The sequence below is a fragment of the Mesobacillus subterraneus genome, assembly GCF_003937825.1.
GTDB lineage: Bacteria > Bacillota > Bacilli > Bacillales > Cytobacillaceae > Mesobacillus > Mesobacillus subterraneus.
Window position 1 is genome coordinate 277600 of record NZ_RSFW01000013.1, and the last position, 22748, is coordinate 300347.

The 22748-nt window shown below is 46.7% G+C and carries 21 protein-coding genes; 8 read left to right on the forward strand and 13 right to left on the reverse strand.

What is annotated here, in order from left to right; all coding sequences use genetic code 11:
- Positions 1-25 precede the first annotated feature (25 nt).
- Positions 26-2137 (reverse strand): (Fe-S)-binding protein, encoded by a 2112-nt coding sequence (locus EJA10_RS11555; protein WP_125480159.1) that lies wholly within the window; start codon positions 2135-2137, stop codon positions 26-28.
- A gap of 224 nt (positions 2138-2361) precedes the next feature.
- Between EJA10_RS11555 and cls the strand changes: the two genes are divergently transcribed.
- From cls to EJA10_RS23780, 3 genes are all read left to right on the forward strand, one after another.
- Positions 2362-3561, forward strand: coding sequence for a cardiolipin synthase (gene cls, locus EJA10_RS11560; protein WP_125480160.1), 1200 nt, complete (start codon positions 2362-2364; stop codon positions 3559-3561).
- A 35-nt stretch (positions 3562-3596) separates the two neighbouring features.
- Positions 3597-4553: a UV DNA damage repair endonuclease UvsE gene (gene uvsE / locus EJA10_RS11565; protein ID WP_125480161.1), complete on the forward strand. Its 957-nt coding sequence runs from the start codon at positions 3597-3599 to the stop codon at positions 4551-4553.
- A 155-nt stretch (positions 4554-4708) separates the two neighbouring features.
- Positions 4709-4804, forward strand: a complete 96-nt coding sequence (locus tag EJA10_RS23780; protein WP_246017759.1) for a putative holin-like toxin — start codon at positions 4709-4711, stop codon at positions 4802-4804.
- A 254-nt stretch (positions 4805-5058) separates the two neighbouring features.
- Here EJA10_RS23780 and argS read toward each other — a convergent pair whose 3' ends face one another.
- Together argS and EJA10_RS11575 are read right to left on the reverse strand one after the other, a co-directional pair.
- Positions 5059-6729 (reverse strand): arginine--tRNA ligase, encoded by a 1671-nt coding sequence (gene argS, locus EJA10_RS11570; RefSeq protein WP_125480162.1) that lies wholly within the window; start codon positions 6727-6729, stop codon positions 5059-5061.
- On the reverse strand, positions 6726-7169 hold the full coding sequence (locus EJA10_RS11575; RefSeq protein ID WP_125480163.1) for a YwiB family protein: 444 nt from the start codon (positions 7167-7169) through the stop codon (positions 6726-6728). The genes argS and EJA10_RS11575 overlap by 4 nt, the downstream gene beginning before the upstream one ends.
- A 188-nt stretch (positions 7170-7357) precedes the next feature.
- Between EJA10_RS11575 and EJA10_RS11580 the strand changes: the two genes are divergently transcribed.
- Entirely contained in the window at positions 7358-7507 is a 150-nt protein-coding gene (locus tag EJA10_RS11580; protein WP_125480164.1) for a DUF1540 domain-containing protein, read from the forward strand.
- 135 nt (positions 7508-7642) lie between these two features.
- Here EJA10_RS11580 and EJA10_RS11585 read toward each other — a convergent pair whose 3' ends face one another.
- The 3 genes from EJA10_RS11585 to speE all read right to left on the reverse strand — a co-directional run bounded on the left by EJA10_RS11585 (position 7643) and on the right by speE (position 11164).
- Positions 7643-8962 carry a short-chain fatty acid transporter gene (locus EJA10_RS11585; protein WP_125480165.1) on the reverse strand — a complete coding sequence of 440 codons (1320 nt, stop codon included), beginning with the start codon at positions 8960-8962 and terminating at the stop codon, positions 7643-7645.
- 178 nt (positions 8963-9140) lie between these two features.
- Entirely contained in the window at positions 9141-10013 is an 873-nt protein-coding gene (speB, locus tag EJA10_RS11590; protein WP_125480166.1) for an agmatinase, read from the reverse strand.
- Positions 10014-10336: 323 nt separating this feature from the next.
- Positions 10337-11164 (reverse strand): spermidine synthase, encoded by an 828-nt coding sequence (gene speE, locus EJA10_RS11595; protein ID WP_125480167.1) that lies wholly within the window; start codon positions 11162-11164, stop codon positions 10337-10339.
- Between the two features lie 547 nt (positions 11165-11711).
- Between speE and EJA10_RS11600 the strand changes: the two genes are divergently transcribed.
- The gene (locus EJA10_RS11600) at positions 11712-13775 is read left to right on the forward strand and encodes a transglycosylase domain-containing protein (protein ID WP_125480168.1); all 2064 of its coding nucleotides are present in this window, start codon (positions 11712-11714) and stop codon (positions 13773-13775) included.
- A gap of 222 nt (positions 13776-13997) precedes the next feature.
- Here EJA10_RS11600 and EJA10_RS11605 read toward each other — a convergent pair whose 3' ends face one another.
- Positions 13998-14510, reverse strand: a complete 513-nt coding sequence (locus EJA10_RS11605) for a YwhD family protein (RefSeq protein ID WP_125480169.1) — start codon at positions 14508-14510, stop codon at positions 13998-14000.
- 15 nt (positions 14511-14525) lie between these two features.
- Positions 14526-15113, reverse strand: coding sequence for a site-2 protease family protein (locus tag EJA10_RS11610; protein WP_125480257.1), 588 nt, complete (start codon positions 15111-15113; stop codon positions 14526-14528).
- A gap of 204 nt (positions 15114-15317) precedes the next feature.
- Here EJA10_RS11610 and EJA10_RS11615 point away from each other — a divergent pair, with 204 nt between their 5' ends.
- Positions 15318-15503, forward strand: a complete 186-nt coding sequence (locus tag EJA10_RS11615; RefSeq protein WP_125480170.1) for a 2-hydroxymuconate tautomerase — start codon at positions 15318-15320, stop codon at positions 15501-15503.
- Positions 15504-16031: 528 nt separating this feature from the next.
- Here EJA10_RS11615 and EJA10_RS11620 read toward each other — a convergent pair.
- The 3 genes from EJA10_RS11620 to EJA10_RS11630 form a co-directional block, all read right to left on the reverse strand.
- On the reverse strand, positions 16032-16544 hold the full coding sequence (locus tag EJA10_RS11620; protein WP_125480171.1) for a YwgA family protein: 513 nt from the start codon (positions 16542-16544) through the stop codon (positions 16032-16034).
- Between the two features lie 18 nt (positions 16545-16562).
- A complete protein-coding gene (locus tag EJA10_RS11625; protein WP_125480172.1) occupies positions 16563-17879 on the reverse strand; it encodes an HD domain-containing protein in 1317 nt (438 codons plus the stop codon).
- 241 nt (positions 17880-18120) lie between these two features.
- Positions 18121-18342, reverse strand: a complete 222-nt coding sequence (locus EJA10_RS11630; protein ID WP_125480173.1) for a YuzB family protein — start codon at positions 18340-18342, stop codon at positions 18121-18123.
- Positions 18343-18583: 241 nt separating this feature from the next.
- Between EJA10_RS11630 and EJA10_RS11635 the strand changes: the two genes are divergently transcribed.
- Positions 18584-19429, forward strand: coding sequence for an RsfA family transcriptional regulator (locus EJA10_RS11635; RefSeq protein WP_125480174.1), 846 nt, complete (start codon positions 18584-18586; stop codon positions 19427-19429).
- Between the two features lie 114 nt (positions 19430-19543).
- Here EJA10_RS11635 and lipL read toward each other — a convergent pair whose 3' ends face one another.
- A complete protein-coding gene (gene lipL, locus EJA10_RS11640) occupies positions 19544-20383 on the reverse strand; it encodes an octanoyl-[GcvH]:protein N-octanoyltransferase (protein ID WP_125480175.1) in 840 nt (279 codons plus the stop codon).
- 123 nt (positions 20384-20506) lie between these two features.
- Positions 20507-21484: a phosphate acetyltransferase gene (gene pta / locus EJA10_RS11645; protein WP_125480176.1), complete on the reverse strand. Its 978-nt coding sequence runs from the start codon at positions 21482-21484 to the stop codon at positions 20507-20509.
- A gap of 253 nt (positions 21485-21737) precedes the next feature.
- On the opposite strand from pta, the gene hemQ reads away from it, so the two are divergent.
- Positions 21738-22481 (forward strand): hydrogen peroxide-dependent heme synthase, encoded by a 744-nt coding sequence (gene hemQ / locus EJA10_RS11650; RefSeq protein WP_125480177.1) that lies wholly within the window; start codon positions 21738-21740, stop codon positions 22479-22481.
- Positions 22482-22748: the final 267 nt, after the last annotated feature.

Here is a 22748-nt window from a genome sequence, read left to right on the forward strand (position 1 = left end):
TTCATGTTTAAGGTATTAATCTGTGTTAAGAAACAAGCGGTTTAATCTCTCCGAAGACGGATTTCTCAAGAAGTTCGGCTACGTCAAGTGTATCGACGGTTTCTTCTACTTCTTTCGCTTTCGTTCCATCGGATAGCATTGTCAGGCAGTATGGACATCCGGAACTGATGACGGATGGGTTCACTGCGAGTGCCTGCTCTGTACGGGCTACGTTGATCCTGTGGCCAGTTTCTTCTTCCATCCACATCAAGCCGCCGCCGGCTCCGCAGCACATCGCCGTGTCGCGATTGCGTTCCATTTCCTTCAGGTCCACACCAGGAATCGCTTTGAGGATATCACGCGGTGCGTCATACACTTCGTTATAGCGTCCAAGGTAGCAGGAATCATGGAATGTGATCGTTTCGTTCACTGCATGCTTTGGAGTCAGCCTTCCTTCTTTCACCAATTGCGCAAGAAGTTCAGTGTGGTGGTAAACCTCGCCTTCAAAGCCGAAATCAGGATACTCGTTCTTAAAGATATTGTATGCGTGAGGGTCGATCGTGACGATCTTCTTTACTTCATTTTTCTTGAATTCTTCGATATTCTTCGTTGCAAGCTCCTGGAACAAGAACTCGTTGCCCAGTCGGCGAGGAGTATCCCCGGAGTTCTTTTCCTTGTTTCCAAGGATCGCGAACTTGACGCCTGCTTCGTTCAGAAGCTTCGCGAATGACAGGGCAATTTTCTGGCTGCGGTTGTCAAATGAACCCATCGCGCCAACCCAGAATAAGTACTCGAATTCTTCGTCTGCCTTCTTCATTTCTTTTACCGTCGGAACTACAACATCGTCGCGAAGCTCGCGCCAGTTTTCTTTTTCCTTACGGTTCAAGCCCCATGGATTTCCCTGGCGCTCGATATTCGTCATGGCACGCTGTGCGTCAGCGTCCATCTTTCCTTCTGTCAGTACAAGGTAACGGCGAAGGTCGATGATCTTGTCAACGTGTTCGTTCATTACCGGACACTGGTCTTCACAGTTACGGCAAGTCGTACATGCCCAGATTTCCTCTTCTGTGATGACATCGCCGATCATGCTAGGGCTGTAGGCAAGACCTGCTGCCGCTTCATTCGCACCCTGCCCAGCAGCTGCTAGAGCAATCTGGTTGCCCTTTGTGTTGGAGAAAGCGAATGTCGGTACCCAAGGCTGCTTAGATGTGACAGCCGCTCCGGTAAGTGTCAAGTGATCACGCAGCTTGACGATCAGGTCCATTGGTGACAGCATTTTTCCAGTTCCTGTTGCCGGACACATATTCGTACAGCGTCCACATTCAACACAGGCATAGAAATCAATCATTTGTTCGTGGGAGAAATCAGTGATCTTCCCGGCGCCGAATGTTTCCTGTGTTTCATCTTCAAAATCAATCTTCGTGATTTTCCCCGGGGAATCAACCCTTGTCAGATAGACATTGGCTGGTCCAGCAATCAAGTGTGCGTGCTTGGACTGTGGCACGTATACAAGGAATGCAAGCAGGAACAGCAGGTGAACCCACCATGCGATATAGAAAATAGTAATGGCCGCTGTCTGTGGGATACCGCTGAATGCAGCCGCGATCATGGATGCAACTGGTTCTGTCCATGTTCCTTCATGGCCATGCCAGATCATGCTCATTCCATTTCCAAGCAGTACGGAAAGCATCAATCCGCCGATGAACAGCAATACCAGCCCATTTTTAAATCCGCGCTTCAGACGGACAAGCTTTTCAACATAACGGCGGTAAAAAGCCCAGACGACTGCCACTAAAATCGTCAGCGTGACGATTTCCTGGAAGAATGTGAAGCCAGGATAGAGCGGACCTAGCGGCAAATGGGAGTCAGGCTTGATTCCCTTCCAGATAAAATCGATTGCCCCGAATTGGACAAGGATGAATCCATAAAAAAACATGACATGGATAATTCCGCTTTTCTTGTCTTTCAAAAGCCTTTTCTGGCCAAATACATGGACCCAGATTCTTCTCATGCGATCTTTGACATCATCATCAAACTCTGACTTCTTGCCGAGCTTGATGTATTCGATTCTCGTTTTCACCACATAAACGAACAAGCTGACTGCGTAAGCGGTTACAAGCAAGAACGCAAGAAGATTAATCCAAAGCAGACCGTTCATAAATCATTAACCCCTTTCGATGCTGATTGTTGGACGAAAATTTTCAACCCAATAAATTTTCTGAATTTACCTTTAACTCCATTATATAATGAATGAGCATTCAGTCAACTTATTTCCTATCATTTCAGAAAATTGTTTACACTTCCCCTTTTACAGGAATTTAACATATAAGAAGCAATTTCGGCAAAAATAAAGAAAATACTTTTTAAGGGAGCCGAATTGTGATGGAAATAGGATCGATCTTGATTGCCATAATAGCAGCGCTTGTCCTGTGGGTGTATGCAGACTTCACGCTTGGCAGGAAAAAGCATCTGGCAAGTGCCAAAACCAATACGCTTCCAGTCCGGGAAAGCAATCTTGCCATTTTTGCCGAAGGGCCTAAATTGTTCGAGGACCTATTTTCCGAGTTAAAGAACGCGAAGGAGCACATTCATATTCTGTTTTACATCGTCCAGGATGATAAAATAAGCCAGGAGTTCCTCTCGATTTTAAAAGACCGGGTTAAGGCTGGGGTCGAGGTGCGCCTTATGGTCGATTGGGTCGGCAACGGTTTGAAGCGCAAGACAATCCAGGACCTTAAGGCTGCAGGAGTTGAGTTTGCCTATTCCCAAATGCCTAAATTGCCTTTCCTGTTTTATTCTTCGCAGGTGCGAAACCACCGTAAAATCACTGTGATTGACGGCCAAACCGCCTATCTCGGCGGCTTCAATATCGGGAAAGAATATAATAATCAGGATCCAAAGCTCTCGCCCTGGAGGGATTACCATTTAAAAATGACCGGCGAAGGTGTCACAGATCTGCAATCTGAGTTTCTTGAGGATTGGCAGGCGGCTGCGAAAGTGAATCTGCTTCAAAATCAAGCATATTTTCCATCTCTGGAAAAAGGCTCGAGCCGTCAGCAGCTTGTACCAACCGAAGGCCTTCTTCTTGAGGATATGATGTCAGATCTGATTAATAACGCAAACCAATCCATTTTTATCGGAACACCGTATTTCATTCCGAGCAAACGGGTATTTGAATTATTGCGAGCTGCCATTAAAAGGGGCGTATCCGTCACGATCCTCGTCCCGCTCGTTTCGGACCATATCCTTGTAAAAGAAGCTTCCCACCCTTACTTGCGTACCCTTATCAAAGACGGCGCAGATGTGTACCAGTATTTGAAGGGCTTTTACCATGCAAAGGTCCTGGTTGTCGATGATTCTGTCTGTGATGTGGGAACGGCCAATTTTGACAAGCGGAGTATGTTCCTGAATTATGAGTTGAATTGCCTGATCTATGATAAGGAGTTTATTAAAAAAGTGAAAACGATTCTGACGGAGGATCTCCTTAATTCCCGAAAGGCAACAGTTGAGGATTTCAGTCCGGTCAGCGTCCTTGTTTCACTAAAAGAAACCACAGCCCGGACTATTTCTTACTTCTTGTAAATAAAGCCGGGCAAATGCAATGAAGGAGTGTCGCCATGATCATTCGGCTTGGATATGTCTCCACCGCCATCAGCCTGTGGGATGCTTCCCCGTCGAAAGCACTCACCTTTGCCCGTTATGGACAGCTGCCAAAAGAAGAGCGCTATGAAAAACTCCTTTCTGTCACCTACCAGAACCTGGTGAACACAGAAAGAATGATTCACTACAATATCGCCCATGATATCCCCTTGTACCGGTTTTCCAGCTCGATTGCCCCGCTGGCCACCCACCCGGAGGTGAAATGGGATTATGTCACTCCATTCCGGGACAAATGGCTGGAAATAGGCGACCTGGTGAAGAAGCACCAGATGCGGACGAGTTTTCATCCAAATCAATACACGCTGTTCACTTCACCGCGTGAGGAAGTGACTGCCAACGCAATCATCGACATGGAATATCATTATGGCATGCTCGAAGCAATGGCGCTGGAGAACAAAGCGATCATCAATATTCATATCGGCGGTGCTTATGGAAACAAGGAAGAAACGATCGTGCGCTTCCACGAAAACTTCGCCAAACTCCCTGCCCATATTAAAAAAATCACCACTCTTGAAAACGACGATAAAACCTACAATGCAGAAGAAACACTTTCTGCCTGCTTAAAGGAAGACGTACCTTTCATGTTTGATTATCATCATCACATGGCGAACCTGGGTGAGGAAACCCTGGAAAAACTGCTCCCTGCCGGTTTCGCAACCTGGGAACGGACTGGCCTCAAGCCAAAGATCCATATCTCCTCCCCTAAATCCGAAAAAGCGTACCGTTCTCATGCCGATTACGTCGACCCGGAATTCCTGCTGCCGCTGATTGATATTTTGAAAAGCATCGGCCAGGATGTCGATTTTATGATTGAAGCGAAGGAGAAAGACAAAGCAGCGCTAAAGCTCATCGAGGATCTGGCTAAAATCCGCGGAGTGAAACGGATTGGCGGAGCTGTTTTGGAGTGGAAATAAATATGCTGTTAATCCTGAAAACTAGTTAGATGGCCAATCATTTTGAGAAGACTGAATTGGGTAACAAAAGGTCTATACGGAATAATTATCTAGCACAGTAAAATGCAGGGTGAGCAGCGGCCGTCCCCAATCCTTCAGGAAAGGGGGTGCCGCTGATGGTTACGTATGAAGCAATGAATTTGATGGTGAGCTTTGCCACATTGATCGTTGCCGTAATTCCTATAGGCATTTCTTCAAATAAAAAGAAGTAACCTACCCTGCACATCGCAAATGTGAGTAGATTACTTCTATCCGGAACTGGCCGCTGCACTTCAAGCAACTTGCTGTGTATCGAGATCTCGGTTGCAGCCGGGATCTCTTTTTTTATAATATATGGACTTTATGCTTAAATTATAAACCTTACTTTTAAAGATTCAATAAAACCAATAACCGAAGAAGGTCCATTAAAGACAATTTTATGGACGAAAAAAAGACCCAGTTGAGTATATCTGGGTCTTAATTCTTACTACATCTTCTCAGGAGCAGATACCCCAATCAACGCAAGGGCATTCTTAAGCGTGATTTGCGCTGACTTGATCAGAAGGAGACGGGCCTGGGTTCTTTCTTTGTTTTCCATATCCAATACTTTTTCTGCATTGTAGAAGCTGTGGAATACAGATGCCAGCTCGAAAATATAGTTAGAGATGCGGTGCGGCATGCGTTTTTCAGCTGCCTCTGCTACCGCAAGCGGGAATTCGCCAATCTTTTTCAGAAGGTCGATTTCCTTTTCTGCCTCGATCAATTTGTAGTCAGCATCGTTAGCAACTGAGAAGCCTTGTTCCTCAGCTGAACGCAGGATGCTTGAAATACGCGCATGTGCATACTGTGCGTAGAATACAGGGTTTTCGTTTGACTGGGATACAGCCAGGTCAAGGTCGAAGTCCATGTGAGTGTCCGCACTTCTCATTGCGAAGAAATAACGAACTGCGTCCAGGCCTACCTCTTCAATCAGGTCACGCATCGTGACAGCTTTACCTGTACGCTTGCTCATCTTCATCTTCTCGCCGTTCTTATAGAGGTGAACAAGCTGGATGATTTCGACTTCAAGTGCATCACGTCCATAGCCAAGTGCCTCGATCGCCGCCTTCATACGAGGGATGTACCCATGGTGGTCCGCTCCCCAAATATTGATCAGCTTTTCAAAACCGCGCTCCAGCTTATCCTTATGGTAAGCGATATCCGGCAGCAGGTAAGTGTATGAGCCATCCTGCTTGATCAGCACGCGGTCCTTGTCGTCTCCAAGCTCAGTGGAGCGGAACCATGTCGCGCCATCCTGCTCATAAATGTGACCATTTGCACGGAGCGCATCCAGTGCGACATCGATTTTGCCATTGTTGTATAGGGAAGTCTCAGAGTACCATACGTCAAATTTCACGCGGAAATTCTCAAGGTCCTGCTTAAGCTTTTCCATTTCAAATTTCAGACCGTACTCACGGAAAGCATCAAAGCGTTCCTGGTCAGGCACATTTACATACTTGTCGCCGAATTCTTCAGCAAGCTTCTTTCCGATTCCGATGATATCCTCACCATGATAGCCATCCTCCGGCATCTGCTTGTCCATGCCGAGCGCCTGGAAGTAACGTGCCTCAACAGATAGGGCTAGGTTATTGATCTGGTTTCCAGCATCATTGATGTAGTACTCACGTGAAACATCGTAACCAGCCTTAGCAAGCACATTGCATAAAGAATCGCCAACGGCCGCACCGCGAGCATGTCCAAGGTGAAGGTCGCCTGTCGGATTGGCGGAAACAAACTCGACCTGGATCTTCTGGCCATTGCCAACCTTTGATTCACCGTACTTTTCGCCTGCCTCAAGAACTGCCGGAATCAAATCAGTCAAGTAGCTGTTATCCATGTAAAAATTGATGAAGCCTGGTCCCGCGATCTCAATTTTTTCAATGGATGCCTTGCTGTTATCGAAATTCTCGATCAGCTGTTCCGCAATTTGGCGCGGTGCCTTCTTTGCGACCCGTGCCAACTGCATCGCCATGTTCGTCGAGTAATCACCGTGCGCTTTTTCCTTAGGAGTCTCAAGGATGACCGCAGGAATCTGAGCTTCTTCAGCAAGATTCGCTTTGATGATTGCCTGTTTGATTTCTTCTTTCAGCTTCAATTGAACCTGTTCTACTATGTTCATTTGCCTTCCTCCTTAAAATTGATCGTCAAATGATATGTACCTGCATTCGCACCCTGAATCGCCATTTCATAAAGCAAGTCCACCTGGCCCTCGTGCTTTTCATCGTTATAACCAAGGTCAAGCCTCTTCGTGAGCGCCGAAGTCTCCAGCAATCCATAAGGTGTCTTGTAATTGCCAGGGGTCTTTTTATTCAGCAGAAAATGAAGCCGCATCTTGATGGCACCTGAGCGCATAATCAGCACTTCATTCCCCGATATTTTCACCGTCGTATGAACATCCCCTTCCTCCATCACTTCATCATATTGGAGGTACGAGCTGTTCGCCTTTTTATAGTATCGGCCAAAAGTGGTCAATTCAAAAGTTTCCTTCTCGCTGCCACTATAAATCACCGTTTTTACCGTAACCTTTACAGGAATCTGTTCAGCGGGTCCAGTTGACACCGTTAACACGTCCTTTTCTTGTCCATTCTACTTCCTATTATAACTTTATAAGTATAAATATTCTCCTTTGAAAGTGCAAGGTTTGCAGGGATTAGCCGGGTAAATTCAGCAGGGAAAATTAGCCTTTAGGATTAGCCTTCTTCCTAAGCGGGTATTGATTATCAAAACCTTTTAAGGAGGTGGCCGGAATGAGAATTGAAGTGAAATGTGAAGTAGAGAATTGTAAATACTGGGCTCAAGGTGACCAATGTGTGGCTGATTCGATTCTTGTCGTTGCTAACAGAGGCAGACAAGCTGATGATGAACGTGAAACAATTTGTGATACATTCGAAGAGTAAGGAGAGACAGGATGGCGATTTGCCATCCTGTTTTTATTTTTGACCTGAAAAATGTGCATTGATATAAACAGAAACTGCCTTGGATTACAATCATTAAAAAAGGAGAAGCAATCAGCTCCTCCTAGAATCCTCTATTTAGAAAAACAGCATTCCAATCGAAATAACAATCCCAGAAACAACCAGGGTTAGCACACAGTATCCCATTATATCTTTGGCCTTGAGCCCAGCGATCGCCAGTGCTGGCAATGCCCAGAATGGCTGGATCAGGTTGGTCCATGCATCACCCCAGGCCACGGCCATCGCTGTTTTCGGGATGGATACGCCCAGTGTCTGCGCTGCTTCCAGCATGACTGGCGCCTGAACTGCCCACTGTCCGCCTCCGGAAGGGACGAAGAAGTTGACAAGGCCCGCGCTCAGGAACGCGAAGAACGGGAAGGTGAATTCATTTGAGATGGAAACGAAGCCTTCCGACATGACCGCTGCCAGTCCTGATGCTGTCATCATTCCCATGATTCCGGCATAGAACGGGAACTGGATAATGATGCCGCTTGCCCCTTTTACCGCATTCACCACCGCCTCGAGGAAGCGCTTTGGCGTTCCATGGAACAAGATGCCAAGGAACAGGAACAGGAAGTTAACAATATCAAGGTTCAGCTTAAATCCGTTTGTAGCAAAATAGTAAAATAAGAATACAAGTCCGAACACACCAGTCAGCATTGAAATGATCGTGCTGTTTTCCAGCTTCTCTGCAGGTGTCATTTCTGCGTGCTCAAGCGCAGCCGCCTGGACATCATTCTCCAGCAAAACCGGATCGACTGTGATCGTCTGATCCTTTGAAGGCATCATCAGGCGGTTCACAACCGGCAGAACCAATAGCATGATCAAGATAATCAGCAGGTTGAAACTTGCGAAGATGGTCTGATCTGTTGAAATGATTCCAATCAAATCCTGTGAAAAATGGCCTTCTGTCGCAATCGTCAGCGGAATCGAACCCGATATGCCGCCGTGCCAGACAATGAAACCGCTGTAAGCGCTTGCAATTAATAGTCTGTAATCGACATTTTTAACCTTTTTCGCCAGTTCCTTTGCAAACAGAGCACCAATGACCAGCCCGAAGCCCCAGTTAATCAGGCTAGCAGCCATCGATACAATGGTGACAATCACGATTGCCTGGCCCGGAGACTTAGCGAGAGAGGCAAGTGCGCCCAATCCTTTTTTAAAAATATTGCTGCTCGCGAGTACGTGGCCTGTCACAAGGACGAGCACCATCTGCATCGAGAACGTCAGCAAGCCCCAGAACCCGCCGCCCCAGTGCTGGACCATCTGGTACGGACCGCTGTCGGTAAAAATAAGGCCTAATCCGAAAACAACAAAAGTTAAGATAATGACAAAAAGAAATGGATCAGGCAAGTACCGCTGCATGATGCGGTTGAAAAATGAAACGAGCATTTTCATCCTGTTGTACCTCCTATTAGTAGTCACTTACATAATCATTATACTTTCTAGATAATTATGAATATTCCTTCTAATAGGATATAAATATATTCAATTTTAAAATAGTATTTATCAGCTCATCCTAAACGCCACTTAACCCATAAAAAAGCCGTCTCTTGCAATCTGAGACGGCTTCAAATTATTTTACAAACCCAAGCATCATTTCACGGATGATTTTGCTTGCTGTGTTTGCTGTCATTTCCGATGTATCGTAGATTGGTGCCACTTCGACCAAATCTGCGCCCACAACGTTCACTTCAGAATTGGCAATGGCGTGGATGGATGCCAGCAATTCTTTGGAAGTGATACCGCCAGCGTCGACTGTTCCTGTTCCTGGCGCGTGAGCTGGATCAAGGACATCGATATCGATCGTAACATAGACCGGTCGACCGGCAAGCTGTGGCAATACTTCCTTCAAAGGTTCAAGAACCTCGAACTTGGAGATGTGCATGCCCACCTCTTTCGCCCATTCAAACTCTTCTTTCATGCCGGAACGGATTCCGAAAGAGTAGACGTTTTTTGGTCCGATGTGTTCAGCAATCTTGCGGATTGGCGTTGAGTGGGAAAGCGGCTCACCCTCATAATGCTCGCGCAGGTCCGTATGCGCATCAAAATGGATGATGGCAAGGTCTTCGTACTTCTTGGCAAATGCCTTCATGACCGGCCATGAAACCAGGTGCTCTCCGCCCATTCCAAGCGGGAATTTCTCTTCAGCCAAAAGCTTGTCCACGTATTCCTCGATCAAATCAAGGCTTTTCTGGGCATTACCGAATGGCAGCGGGATGTCTCCAGCGTCAAAATAGTTAAGGTCCGCCATCTCGCGGTCAAGATACGGGCTGTACTCTTCAAGACCAATAGAAACCTCGCGGATGCGGGTCGGGCCGAAGCGTGAACCCGGACGGTAGCTGACAGTCCAGTCCATTGGCATGCCGTATAATACTGCTTTGCTTTCCTGATAGTTAGAATGGCTGCCGATAAATACATTTCCTGAATATGCTTCATCAAATCGCATATCAAGCACCTCTTTCATATGATTTTACACTGGCTGTGTTAACTTTGGCTGTTGTTTTTCGTTCCAGGCGGGACGTGGAGCCTCCTCGTCGCTTCGCTCCTGCGGGGTCTCCCCTGGTCCGTATATCCCGCAGGACATTGAATAGGCTTCTTCGAGTTCGCCCACGCACGATGAAAATGCGGCAGCATTTTCGGAGGAGTCTTCGCGCCTTCCACTCCAATCAACAGGGGAAAAAACAATAGTATAAACTTAACACAGCCATTACATTAAAATGGCCCCCGGAATTACCGGGAAGCCGTATTGTATACTTCAGCTAGAATGATTTATTTTACAAGGTCGCTTACGAATTTAGGCAATACGAAAGCCGCTTTGTGAAGCTCTTTTGTATAGTACTTTGTTTCGATTTCGTGGAAACGGTCCTCGCTCACTTCAAGTGGATCATACTTCTTGGATCCAAGTGTGAACGCCCACATTCCGCTTGGGTATGTTGGGATGTTCGCTGTGTACAGTCGAGTGATTGGGAAGATTTCCCTTACGTCCTTCTGAACATTGCGGATCAGGTCCGCCTTGAACCATGGGTTGTCAGACTGTGCAACGAAAATGCCGTCTTCCTTCAATGCCTTTGAGATTCCAGCGTAGAAGCCTTTTGTGAACAGGTTCACGGCCGGACCGACTGGCTCAGTGGAGTCAACCATGATGACATCATACTGGTTGTCGCTTTCCGCGATGTGCATGAAGCCGTCGCCAACCTGAACATCCACGCGAGGGTCGTCCAGTTTGCCTGCGATTTCCGGAAGGTATTTCTTGGAGTACTCGATAACTTTTCCATCGATATCAACCAATGTCGCCTTTTTCACGCTTGGGTGCTTAAGGACTTCACGGATTACACCGCCGTCACCGCCGCCCACAACCAAAACCTGCTCAGGATTTGGGTGAGTGAATAATGGGATGTGCGCAACCATCTCGTGGTAAACGAACTCATCCTTCACAGAAGTCATGACCATGTCATCAAGAAGAAGCATATTGCCCCACTCTTCTGTTTCCACCATATCAAGCTTCTGGAACTCAGTCTGTTCTGTATGTAACGTCTTGTTCACTTTCATTGTGATACCAAAGTTTTCTGTCTGCTTTTCTGTAAACCAAAGACCCATTTTTTCTTCCTTCCTTTCGGCAAAAAAATTTCCGTTATGATGCGGCGAATTTTTAGGTGATGATTAGCAAGGCATCCCTGTCCAAAACTTATATATGTCCAGCTGCGGCTCCTAGCTAGGTTTCCTCCTCGAGAAGCTTCTTAGATCACTTGCGCAAAGCGTTAGCTTTAAGCAGCTCGAGTCACTTCGGTCAGTCCGATGAAGTCAAAGAACGACTTCACCTGCCGGCCCTCCAGTGCTTGTCGGAGCTGACCAGTCGCCTCCGCATTCCTTTATTTTATACTTCCCCAACATCACAAATACAAACATCAGAAAAAGTATAGTTGAATCTAGCAAAAATGCAAGAAAAATTTCATTTCAATAGCTATTTCCATCTTGAATTACTAAGATAGATGTTTATTTTCGTTCCAGGCGCTTCGCCTTCCACTACAATCAACAGGTTTTTTAATGTTTTACAAAAATAATCTCTTTCTATCTGAATCTATGTTTAGAATTCGCTGTTTTTTTTCATACTGATACTATCTATATTTTTGAGGGGGAAAGCAGCATGGAGCTGATGACTGACCAGCGTTTTCGCAAGACAATCAAATATTTGCGGGCATTGCTCTTTTTTGGGCTTGCGGGCCTGGCGCTGGCAACTGTCCTCTACTTTTCCCTGATTGGGTACGCGAAGCTTCAGGGACCGCCGCCGCTGGCTGTGCCGCAATCGACGCTTTACCTTTCGGATGATGGCACGGTGATCGGCGAGAGCCATTCCGGCCAGAAGCGGTACTGGGTGGCCCTTAAGGATGTTTCTCCCCATTTGATTAACGCAACTATTTCTATAGAAGATAAAAGCTTCTTCGCACACAATGGGTTCGATTATAAGCGGATTGCCGGTGCTGCGCTTGCTGACCTGAAGGCGATGGCCAAGGTCCAGGGCGCGAGCACGATTACCCAGCAATATGCTCGTAATCTTTATCTCGAACACGATAAGACGTGGAAGCGCAAAGCGACTGAAGCGATGTATACACTGCGTCTTGAAATGAATTATACGAAGGACGAGATTCTCGAGGGCTATCTCAATACAATTTATTATGGCAATGGCGCCTACGGAGTCCAGGCGGCCAGCCGTTATTATTTTGGCAAGGACGCGAAGGATTTATCCCTGGCGGAAGCTTCCATGCTTGCCGGAATTCCGAAGGGGCCGAATATATACTCTCCGTTCGCTTCTTTTGAAAAAGCAAAGCAGCGCCAGCAAACCGTCCTCTATACGATGAAGGTCAACGGGTACATTACTGACGTTTCCGCCAAAAAAGCGCAAAGCGAGAAGCTGGAGCTGGTCGGAAAGCACCAGCATGACAGGCTTGGCACAGCTCCCTACTTCCAGGATGCTGTCCGCAATGCCCTTAAGAATTCTCTGAACTTTGATGACAGGACGATTTCACTGGGAGGTTTGAGGGTCTACACGACTTTGAATCTCGAGCAGCAGGAAATCGCCGAGGCTTCCATCGATAAAATGGTTTCCGAGGACTCGGACATCCAGGCCGGATTTGTGGCGATGAACCCGAAGAATGGTCATGTCCAGGCACTCGTTGGCGGAAGGAATTATGAGGAAAGCCCGTTCAACCGTGCTGTCCAGGCGGTCCGCCAGCCAGGTTCGACCATGAAGCCGATCCTGTATTATGCTGCGCTCGAAAATGGCTTCACTCCATCGACGACGATGAAGAGCCAGCTGACGACGTTCATGTTCGATGATGGCCGCTCTGAGTATACACCGCATAATTTCAACAATAAATATGCGGAAGACGATATTACGATGGCACAGGCCCTGGCTCTATCCGATAATGTGTATGCCGTGAAAACGCACCTGTTCCTTGGTGAGGATACTCTGATTGAGACGGCAAAACGCTTTGGGATCAAGTCGGATTTGTCGAACGTCCCCTCTCTGGCACTTGGAACGTCTGGCGTCAGGGTCATCGAGATGGCCAATGCCTACAGTATTTTGGCCAATGGCGGCAAAGAAGTCGATCCTGTCCTGATCAAAAAAGTGGAAAATCATAAAGGCGAGGTCATTTACGAATACAAAGGTGAAGAAAAAGAAGTCTTGAAGCCGGAACTTGCGTCTGTCATGACCCATATGCTGACCGGAATTTTCGATAATAAGCTGAACGGATACTCGTCAGTGACGGGAAGCACGCTGATCAAGAAGATGACCCGACCTTATGCTGCCAAGTCAGGGACAACCGAAACGGACAGCTGGATGGTCGGCTATACGCCTCAGCTCGTATCCGCCGTATGGACTGGGTATGACAAAGGCAAGCCAATTGAGCTGACGGTTGAAAAATCTTATGCGAAGAACATCTGGCTTGAATTCATGGAAAAAGCCCTCGATGACGAGCCGGCGAAAAAGTTCAAAGCGGCAAAAGGCACTGTTTCCGTTTTGGTCGACCCTTCAAACGGCAAACTAGCTTCCGAAGGCTGCCCTGTTACACGGGAAACTTTATTCGTTGCAGGAACGGAACCTGCTGAGTATTGTACCGACCACCTGGACCATGAGGAACATAAAGAGGAAAAAGCGGAAAAGAAAAAAGAGAAGAAACCTTGGTATAAACGACTTTTCGGCAGATAAGACCTGCCTAGTAGCATAGCTTGTCAACGACAATTATCTCACGATAGTAAAAAGAAAAACCCCGGAAGCAAGCCTCCGGGGTTTTTTCTCGTCCTAGCATAAAATGTGTTTTACGCTGTTATCAGTTTACTTTTTTTATTCAAAGTGAGCAAGCCAGATATTGTCACCCGAAAAAAATGTCACAATTTAGACAAATTATAGGGATTATTATCCAGACGCAAATCACTCCGCAGAAAGGTCTTTTTTCAGCTTGTCTTCAGATCTTTCCCACATTCCTGCATCATGGTTTTTCAGGTAATCTGCCAGGATTCCCTTTGATTTTTCATCCATATGGTCGACAATGATGTGGCGCTTGATGGACTTATCAAGGCGATTGACATGCTCTGGAAGCGACTTATAGCCTCGGCGGATTTCACGGTTCACGGTCATTTCGCATGCTGTCACCCCTGCATAATACGGCCCCTCTTCCTTCCGGTCGATCGTCACCCAGACCACCCAGTAAGGTTTTGCATCCGGTACTTCATTGCGGTCAGGCAGGAACTTGATCCCTTTTTCGACCACGCTGCGTGCATGCATGGCACCGACATCAACAGAAGCCCCTCCTGCGTCGACGTCAATGATCACCGGTGATACATTGTCGAGTGTCAGAACTCCTTTGCCAAAGCCCTTATGCCCATCCATAGGGTCATTTTTTATAATATTAAATCCTATATTATTGCCCTTTTTCTCTTCCATGGAAAATTGCCTCCTTTAGAAAAATAAATTGTATATTCCATCGGTCACAGCCGGGATCAGATGTCTGAAAATCGGGCCGATTGTATATTGGTCAAGCGGTGTGATCACCAGTATCAAGAAGATGATCGAACCATAAGCCTCATACTGGGTCATTTTTGCCCTGATGTTTGCCGGCGCCAGGTCCTCGATGATACGGTAGCCGTCAAGCGGCGGAAATGGCAGCAGGTTGAAAACGAACAGCATGGCGTTCAGCCCAATGAAGATATTGAGGAATTCCAGGAAAAAATCTGGAACCCCAGGGGCAAGTCCAATTGCGACGAATATGTACCAGATCGCGAATGCCAGGAAGACGAGGATCAGATTGCTGACAGGCCCGGCAACAGACACAAGTACTCCGGCAAGTTTCGGATTTTTGAACATGAAGCGATTGACAGGAACCGGTCTTGCCCAGCCGAAACCTGCAATGAAAATCAAAATGGTACCAAGCGGATCAAGATGCTTGATCGGATTCAGCGTCAACCGCCCCTGCCGCTGTGCCGTCGGGTCGCCAAACTTATACGCCATCCAGGCATGCGCGAACTCATGGACTGCAAACGCAATCATCAGTGCTGCCGCCACGTACGGGATTTGTTCTAATGAATAGGGTAAGCTCACATTCCATTCCCCTTTATTTTTCTTTTCCTTAAAGTATAACTTATTCTCACATGAATGTGAAAAAGGGAATCTGCCACCAGACTTGCGAATTTTAGCGAATTATGAAAAACTCAATTTAGTTGTACATATTAGACATTCAAGGAGGCAAAACACATGCCATACGTAACGGTAAAAATGCTGGAAGGCCGCTCTGAAGACCAAAAGAAAGCCCTGGTTGAAAAAGTAACTGACGCAGTCAGCGAAACCACTGGCGCGCCAAAAGAAAAAATCGTTGTGTTCATCGAAGAAATGACGAAAAACCACTACGCTGTAGCAGGCAAGCGGTTGAGTGATGAATAGGATGAACATGAAGCTCAGAGAAATCTGGGCTTTCTCTTTTATGTGACGATCATTCTCTTGCCAAACCATTTATCCGCACATTTTCCGCTTTTATGTGGCGATCATCCCCTTCCCAAGCCATTTATCCGCACTTTATCATCTTTTATGTGGCGATCATCCTCTTCCCAAACCATTTATCCGCACATTAACCGCTTTTATGTGACAATCATTCCCTTGCCAAGCCATTTATCCGCACATTATCATCTTTTATGTGGCGATCATCCTCTTCCCAAACCATTTATCCGCACATTATCATCCTTTATGTGACCATCATTCTCTTGCCGAGCCATTTATCCGCACATTATCATCTTTTATGTGGCGATCATTCTCTTCCCAAGCCATTTATCCGCATATTATCAATGTTTGTACAGTTAGGCTAACCCTCTTTTTAAACTAGTTATGGCCAAATAAGTAATCCAATTTACACAACAAAAAACCGAGCACAAAACCCCAGAAAGGTTCTGTACTCGGCTCATATTCCATTTCACGCTACGCAAATTGCCTGGACTTAGTTTTCAGGCTGGCGATATAGGCGTAGGCTTCGTCGATTTCTTCGTCGGTGTATTTCTGGCTTTTCTTCACGGTCTGGATTTTTTCCCGGACCTCGGCTTCTGGCAAGTTATCAAAATACAAAACAGTTGAAACAAGTTCAAGGAATCTTGCATTCTGTTCGTTGATGTCTGTCAGGCAGTCTCCGAGGCATGGCATCTCGATGCTGGTTTCACCGAGGAATTCCTGGCCTGCTTCGGTCAGGGTGTAGCGGTATTGGTAGTAGCCACCTTTCTTTTCTTTCACTTCGTCCAAAAAGCCCATGTTGCAAAGCTCTTCTACCCGCAATGTCAGTTCTTCGGAGTATGGTCCGTAAAAATGGAACTGGAATCGCTCCTGGAACGGGAATTCCATCTTTTTGGCGATATAGATCATTTTCTGAAGCTTTTTCCTGCCGATGACCTCTCCAGAAACCGAAATGGCATGTATGATTTTAGCGTGGTCTTTTAACAAAACGCGTCAACTCCTGTATCAAATGGTCCCATTGTCTAAGTTCAGCTCAAGAATCTGTGCAATCTGCTCGATTTCCGGACGTGCTTTTTCTTTTTCCAGGAAGTCGGCAGGATAGTAAAGTTTATGGTCTGTCCGCCTTTTGCCCGAAATGGCATCGACAATCTCAGACTCGCGCGACAGCTCGCGGATTTCCCCGTTTTTCTTCAGCAAATGAATTGGAAGGCGTTCTTCCTCCTCGCCGGGACGGTAAAAATCATAAGGAAGGTCTGATGATGAATCGACAACCAGGTAATATTCAGGCTCGAGCCCAGCCTGTTCAAATAAAACGGAAAGCTTGGCCAGCTTCTTGTATTCCTTGGCAGGATCGAACTCAACATATTTGAATAGATTGCGGTTATTGAAGCGGGTGCACAAATCGCTCAGGATCTGGTCCTCCTCCTCTTCCCAGATCTGGAAATAGTAGAGGAACACGGCTTCGTCCAATTTTAAATAGTCTTGCAGTGTCATGCGATCCTCAAATATTGAGTAAAAATGATGCGGTTTATGTTTGAAGGTGTAATTTTGCTCATGAAGATGTTTGGCACGGTGCAGGATTTTCGTCAGGATGACCTCGGCACTCCTTGTGACCGGGTGGAAATAAACCTGCCAGTACATCTGGTAGCGGCTCATTATGTAGTCCTCGACAGCATGCATTCCGCTTTGCTTGATCACGACTTGATCCTCGCGCGGGCGCATCACACGCAAAATCCGTTCCATATCAAAATGTCCGTAGCTGACTCCTGTGAAGTAGGCATCCCTTTGGAGGTAGTCCATCCTGTCAGCGTCGATCTGGCTCGAAATCAGGCTGATGACAAGCTTGTTTTCATACGTTTTTTCAATGACCTCTGCGACCTTTTTCGGGAAATCCGGCGCCACTCTGGATAAAACCTGATTCACCTCGGTGTCCCCAAGAATGATCTCTCTCGTAAAATCCTCATGGTCCAGGTCGAATACCTTCTCGAACGAGTGCGAGAACGGCCCGTGGCCAAGGTCATGAAGCAGGGCTGCGCATAAAGACAGCAGGCGTTCCCCTTCATTCCATTCGGGGCGGGATGCAAACGCGTTGTCAACAATCCGGCGCGTAATTTCATAGACACCCAGCGAATGGTTGAAACGGCTGTGTTCAGCTCCGTGGAAGGTCAGGTACGTGGTGCCGAGCTGCTTGATCCTTCTCAGGCGCTGGAACTCCTTCGTCCCGATCAAATCCCAGATGACCCGGTCACGGACATGGACATACCGGTGTACTGGATCTTTGAAAACTTTTTCTTCAAGTAACTTTTCTTCCGAATATCCCATCGTTCTCCTTCTTCCTCAGTTAGCTTGTTTTTATTATAGCCTGTTTCGTTCGTCAAATCATCTCGATTTTCTGCAAATTTTTACAAAAATTGCAAAGTCCATGCCGATGATTTCTCTATTCCCTTTCATTCCAACCTTCACGCGTCTATAAACTAGTTTGCAAGTTTAACGCGGAAAAAAAATCACCTCTAAACGATGGTTTAAAGGTGATCGGTATGATTTTTTTATAAAAACCTGAAGTCTACTTCAGTTTCTTCTGGACTTTTTCCATTAGTTCTTCTTCAGTCAGAGCAGCGACGGGCCGGTTATTGACGAATGCAAATGTCTTCTTTCTGCCTGGTCCGCAATATGACTGGCAGCCGATGTCGACAGTCGCATCAGGATCCAGCTGCTTCAGCTTTGGAATCAATGTTTTAAGGTTTACGGCCTGACAATCGTCGCAAACACGGAATTCGTTTGCCATTTGGGACAACCCTTTCTATATCAACTAGTTCAGTTTTAGACTAAAGCGTATTTTACCTCTTATTTTAAATGAATGCAAGCTGCCGGTCAGGTCGTTTTGCTTATCTATCTTTATGAAAAACACGTATTCACGCGAAAAATCTACTATCCTTGCAATTTGCGATGTATAAGGTTTCCAATTTCAGGACATGATTGAAATAGGAGTTTCAAATAGTTAACCAAGATTAAGGGAGTTGAAGAACATGAAAGTACGCCAGGATGCCTGGACAGAAGAAGATGATTTATTGCTAGCGGAAACCGTCCTTCGCCATGTACGGGAAGGCAGTACACAATTGAATGCATTTGAAGAGGTGGGCGACAAGCTCGACCGAACTTCCGCCGCCTGCGGATTCAGATGGAACGCTGTGGTGAGGCATAACTATGAAAAAGCTTTGCAGCTAGCGAAAAAACAGCGCAAGCAGAGACAGCGGATTCTCGGGAAAGATCAGGGCGGCAAAAAGAAACTGCTATACCAGCCACCGATGCCATCACTGGATGAAAGTTTGACAGCTTCACTGGAGGCTGAGCCAGTACAAACACAGGCAACCTTCGATTTGTCGATGCTTGAGCAGGATGACAAGGAAATTGATGCTGCCATGCTGGCCGAGGTTCAAAACTTAATGAATGAATCGAAAGAGTCAGAGGATTACTCGGCAGAGACGGCTGCAGAACTGGCTGAACTGCCGGTACAGGCGCCTAAGCCGCAAGCAACACCGGTAAGGCATACCGTTCCGTCGACAGGCATGACAATGGGCCATGTGATTGCCTATTTGCAAAGCTTCAGTGGATCCTCGCTCCAGGTCGATATTTACAAGAGTGAGAATGAAAGATTGAAGCGTGAGATCAATAGTTTACGAAAACAGAATGAAGAGCTTCAGGAGAAAATCAATAAGCTAGAGAAAAACACGACAACAATGCAGGAAGATTACGAAACACTCATGAAAATCATGAACCGCGCCCGCAAGCTGGCCCTCTTCGAAGAAGAAGAACGCCCGGCGACAAAGTTTAAGATGGACCGCAACGGCAATCTCGAAAAAGTAGCAGAATAGATTTTCTAATTGCTAAATAGATAGATGTTTGGATGGAGAAGGAGATTCAGCAGCAGCCCCTCTTTAAGAAAGGCCGGAAACGCATTGGTTTCCGGCTTTTTTTATGGGCAGCGGTCAAAAATCAAGAAACTTCTCATTCCGCTCTATGACCCGATTATAGTAGTGTTCGAACATCTCAATTTCATTGCCGTTCAGATACCCCGAGGTCAGTTCGCTGCTGTTTGCATTCAGGAACTTCAGGAAGCGCAGCATCACATCCTGGATCGATAACTCGACCCCGAATAGCTCGGAAAGAGAGGCCATGACCTCTGGCTGGACATCAGGATAACTGAATTTCGTCGTTTCCCCTTTTTTAGCCCTCTCGTAAAATTCACGAATCAACTGCGCGCGCTGACCGCCGCTTCCTGTGACGCAAAGATAGATTTGCACGGCGACCCCCTTTTTCAGGCGGCGCTGGGAGATGCCAGCGAACTTTTTCCCGTCGATGCTTAAATCATAGCTTCCAGGACAATAGGAAGCAGAGATTTCCCTTGCTTCGATGTTTTTATTGAATTCAGCGAACATTTCTTTGATCAGGAGCCACATCGCATCATACCCGCGGTTGATATCGATCCCTTTTTCCTTCTCAGGCAAAATAAGCGACAGATTCAGGACTCCTTCATCCAGCACGACCGCCAGCCCGCCTGAATTGCGGACAATATATTGATAGCCCCGCTCCTCAAGAAGCTGAAGCCCATCCTCGAGATGCGGCAGCCTTGTATCCTGGATGCCAAGGACGACCGTGTCATGGTGCACCCATGCCCTCGCAGTTGCCGGCGACTGGCCTGAGCCGACCGATTCGCATAAAGTATCATCCGTTCCGAACGACTGCAAAGCATGAAAGTGCGCACCAAGCGCTGACTGGTCGATCAATCTCCATTTGTCCTGACGCAAAAGCTTTAGCGCCTCATCCATCGTGATTTCCTCATTTCATCTGTATCATTTCGTTGATATTATAGCATAATGCACAAGTATGAATTCACAACCAACAAGAAAGCCGATCGAAAATTCCGACCGGCCTCATTTTAAGATCTTATCTTATTTTGTTAGCGCCTGGGCAGCCGTAATCAGTGCAAGCTTATACACGTCTTCCTCGCTGCAGCCGCGGGATAGGTCGTTTACCGGACGGTTTAGGCCCTGCAAAATCGGTCCGACCGCTTCAAATCCGCCTAAACGCTGGGCGATTTTATAGCCGATATTCCCCGCTTCAAGGCTTGGGAATACGAAAACATTCGCATCACCCTGCAGCGGGGAGTCTGGAGCTTTTTTAGCGGCAACAGATGGAACAAAAGCTGCGTCGAACTGGAACTCGCCATCCACAATCAATAATGGGTCACGAAGCTTGGCTTCCTCCACCGCTTTTGAAACTCTTTCCGTCTCAGGAGATACAGCAGAACCCTTAGTTGAAAAGCTCAGCATCGCCACACGCGGTTCAACGTCGAACATTCTGGCTGTCTTTGCGCTTTCAATTGCAATTTCAGCTAGGTCCTGGCTGTCAGGCGCAATGTTGATCGCGCAATCAGCGAATACATACTTCTCGTCTTCACGAACCATGATGAAGACACCAGACGTCTTGCGCACGCCTTCCTTCGTCTTGATGATCTGCAATGCCGGTCTAACTGTATCGGCTGTAGAGTGCGCCGCGCCGCTGACAAGACCGTCTGCCTTGTTTGCATACACAAGCATCGTGCCGAAGTAGTTTTCATCCAGCAGGATTTTGCGAGCCTGCTCTTCCGTCGCTTTGCCTTTGCGTCTTTCAACAAAAGCCGCAACCAGCTCGTCCATCATTGCGAAGTTTACCGGGTCATAGATCTCTACCGAATCAAGCGATACGTCCATGTCGTTCGCCTTTGCCTGGATCTGTTCGATATTCCCCACTAAAATCGGTGTCAGGACACCGTCTGCAGCCAGTCTTCCAGCCGCCGCTAAAATCCGCTCGTCGAGGCCTTCGGGAAACACGATCCGTAAATTTTGTCCGCTTAACTTGACTTTTAAGCCTTCAAATAAATCACTCATGCTGACTCCTCCTTTTATCTATACTTCTAGGATACTTTACCAACCATAAAATTCAAGAATGTTACCGTTTACACCTCTGAAGTCTTTTAATTGTAAATTTTCAAGCATTGATGCCTGCCTCTTTTACTATTTGCAATCTTTAACAAAATATCCTTTTTCCCTGAAGTATAAACAATCAAGGTTTTATAAACATGACGGATGGAGAAACTATGATATGATAATGGTATATTCATGATTTTTAGGAGTGATATAAATGAGTGAAGCAGCACAGACTTTGGATGGCTGGTATTGCCTGCATGATTTCCGCACGGTCGATTGGACAACGTGGAAGATGCTTCCGATCGAAGAGCGCCAGGAAGCAATCAATGAATTCCTTGGCCTTGTAGAAAAATGGAACGCAGTACAGAACGATAAGAACGGCAGCCATGCCCTCTATACAGTCGTTGGGCAAAAAGCAGATTTCATGATGATGATCCTGCGCCCGACAATGGAAGAACTGAATGAAATCGAAACGGAATTCAACAAGTCCAAGCTGGCCGAATTCACGGTTCCTGCTCATTCTTATGTTTCAGTAGTCGAGCTGAGCAACTACCTGCCAGCTGGCGAAGATCCATACCAGAACCCGCAAATCCTTGCGCGCCTATACCCTGAACTTCCAAAGGCGAAGCACGTCTGCTTCTATCCAATGGACAAGCGCCGCCAGGGCGAAGACAACTGGTACATGCTTCCTATGGAAGACCGCCGCAACATGATGCGCAGCCACGGCATGATCGGCCGTCAGTATGCTGGCAAGGTCAAGCAAATCATCACAGGCTCTGTGGGCTTCGATGATTACGAGTGGGGCGTAACCCTCTTCTCCGACGATGTTCTTCAATTCAAGAAGCTTGTTTATGAAATGCGTTTTGACGAAGTGAGCGCACGCTACGGCGAGTTCGGTGCATTCTTCGTTGGGAATCTCCTTGAAGAAGACCGCGTTGCCAAATTCCTTGAAGTGTAATTCGAACACGAGCCTCAGGCAAATTGCCTGGGGCTTTTTTATATTCTTCCATTCTGGTAAAACTTCTTATCCACTACTTCGAAAAACCCCTTTCTCTTTTCTGTCATAAAATCAAGCTTCCCTCATATGAATGAAATAGTGAGGATTCAATTTACTTGTACCCCATCCTGTAAAAGGTCATTTCACCGTTTACTTAGAAAAGCGCAAGCGCATTGGTCAGCCCCGACAAGCGCTGGAGGGCCGACCAGTGAAGTCGTTCTTTGACTT

Bases quoted from the DNA above. Each gene is read 5' to 3' on its own strand.
- pta (WP_125480176.1), bottom strand. From the start codon at position 21,484: ATGAGTGATTTATTTGAAGGCTTAAAAGTCAAGTTAAGCGGACAAAAT.
- argS (WP_125480162.1), bottom strand. From the start codon at position 6,729: ATGAACATAGTAGAACAGGTTCAATTGAAGCTGAAAGAAGAAATCAAA.
- EJA10_RS11615 (WP_125480170.1), top strand. From the start codon at position 15,318: ATGCCATACGTAACGGTAAAAATGCTGGAAGGCCGCTCTGAAGACCAA.
- EJA10_RS11625 (WP_125480172.1), bottom strand. From the start codon at position 17,879: ATGGGATATTCGGAAGAAAAGTTACTTGAAGAAAAAGTTTTCAAAGAT.
- EJA10_RS11635 (WP_125480174.1), top strand. From the start codon at position 18,584: ATGAAAGTACGCCAGGATGCCTGGACAGAAGAAGATGATTTATTGCTA.
- EJA10_RS11555 (WP_125480159.1), bottom strand. From the start codon at position 2,137: ATGAACGGTCTGCTTTGGATTAATCTTCTTGCGTTCTTGCTTGTAACC.
- EJA10_RS11610 (WP_125480257.1), bottom strand. From the start codon at position 15,113: ATGATTGCGTTTGCAGTCCATGAGTTCGCGCATGCCTGGATGGCGTAT.
- cls (WP_125480160.1), top strand. From the start codon at position 2,362: ATGGAAATAGGATCGATCTTGATTGCCATAATAGCAGCGCTTGTCCTG.
- EJA10_RS11630 (WP_125480173.1), bottom strand. From the start codon at position 18,342: ATGGCAAACGAATTCCGTGTTTGCGACGATTGTCAGGCCGTAAACCTT.
- speB (WP_125480166.1), bottom strand. From the start codon at position 10,013: ATGCGATTTGATGAAGCATATTCAGGAAATGTATTTATCGGCAGCCAT.
- speE (WP_125480167.1), bottom strand. From the start codon at position 11,164: ATGGGTCTTTGGTTTACAGAAAAGCAGACAGAAAACTTTGGTATCACA.
- EJA10_RS11600 (WP_125480168.1), top strand. From the start codon at position 11,712: ATGGAGCTGATGACTGACCAGCGTTTTCGCAAGACAATCAAATATTTG.
- EJA10_RS23780 (WP_246017759.1), top strand. From the start codon at position 4,709: ATGGTTACGTATGAAGCAATGAATTTGATGGTGAGCTTTGCCACATTG.
- uvsE (WP_125480161.1), top strand. From the start codon at position 3,597: ATGATCATTCGGCTTGGATATGTCTCCACCGCCATCAGCCTGTGGGAT.
- lipL (WP_125480175.1), bottom strand. From the start codon at position 20,383: ATGGATGAGGCGCTAAAGCTTTTGCGTCAGGACAAATGGAGATTGATC.
- EJA10_RS11585 (WP_125480165.1), bottom strand. From the start codon at position 8,962: ATGAAAATGCTCGTTTCATTTTTCAACCGCATCATGCAGCGGTACTTG.
- EJA10_RS11580 (WP_125480164.1), top strand. From the start codon at position 7,358: ATGAGAATTGAAGTGAAATGTGAAGTAGAGAATTGTAAATACTGGGCT.
- hemQ (WP_125480177.1), top strand. From the start codon at position 21,738: ATGAGTGAAGCAGCACAGACTTTGGATGGCTGGTATTGCCTGCATGAT.
- EJA10_RS11605 (WP_125480169.1), bottom strand. From the start codon at position 14,510: ATGGAAGAGAAAAAGGGCAATAATATAGGATTTAATATTATAAAAAAT.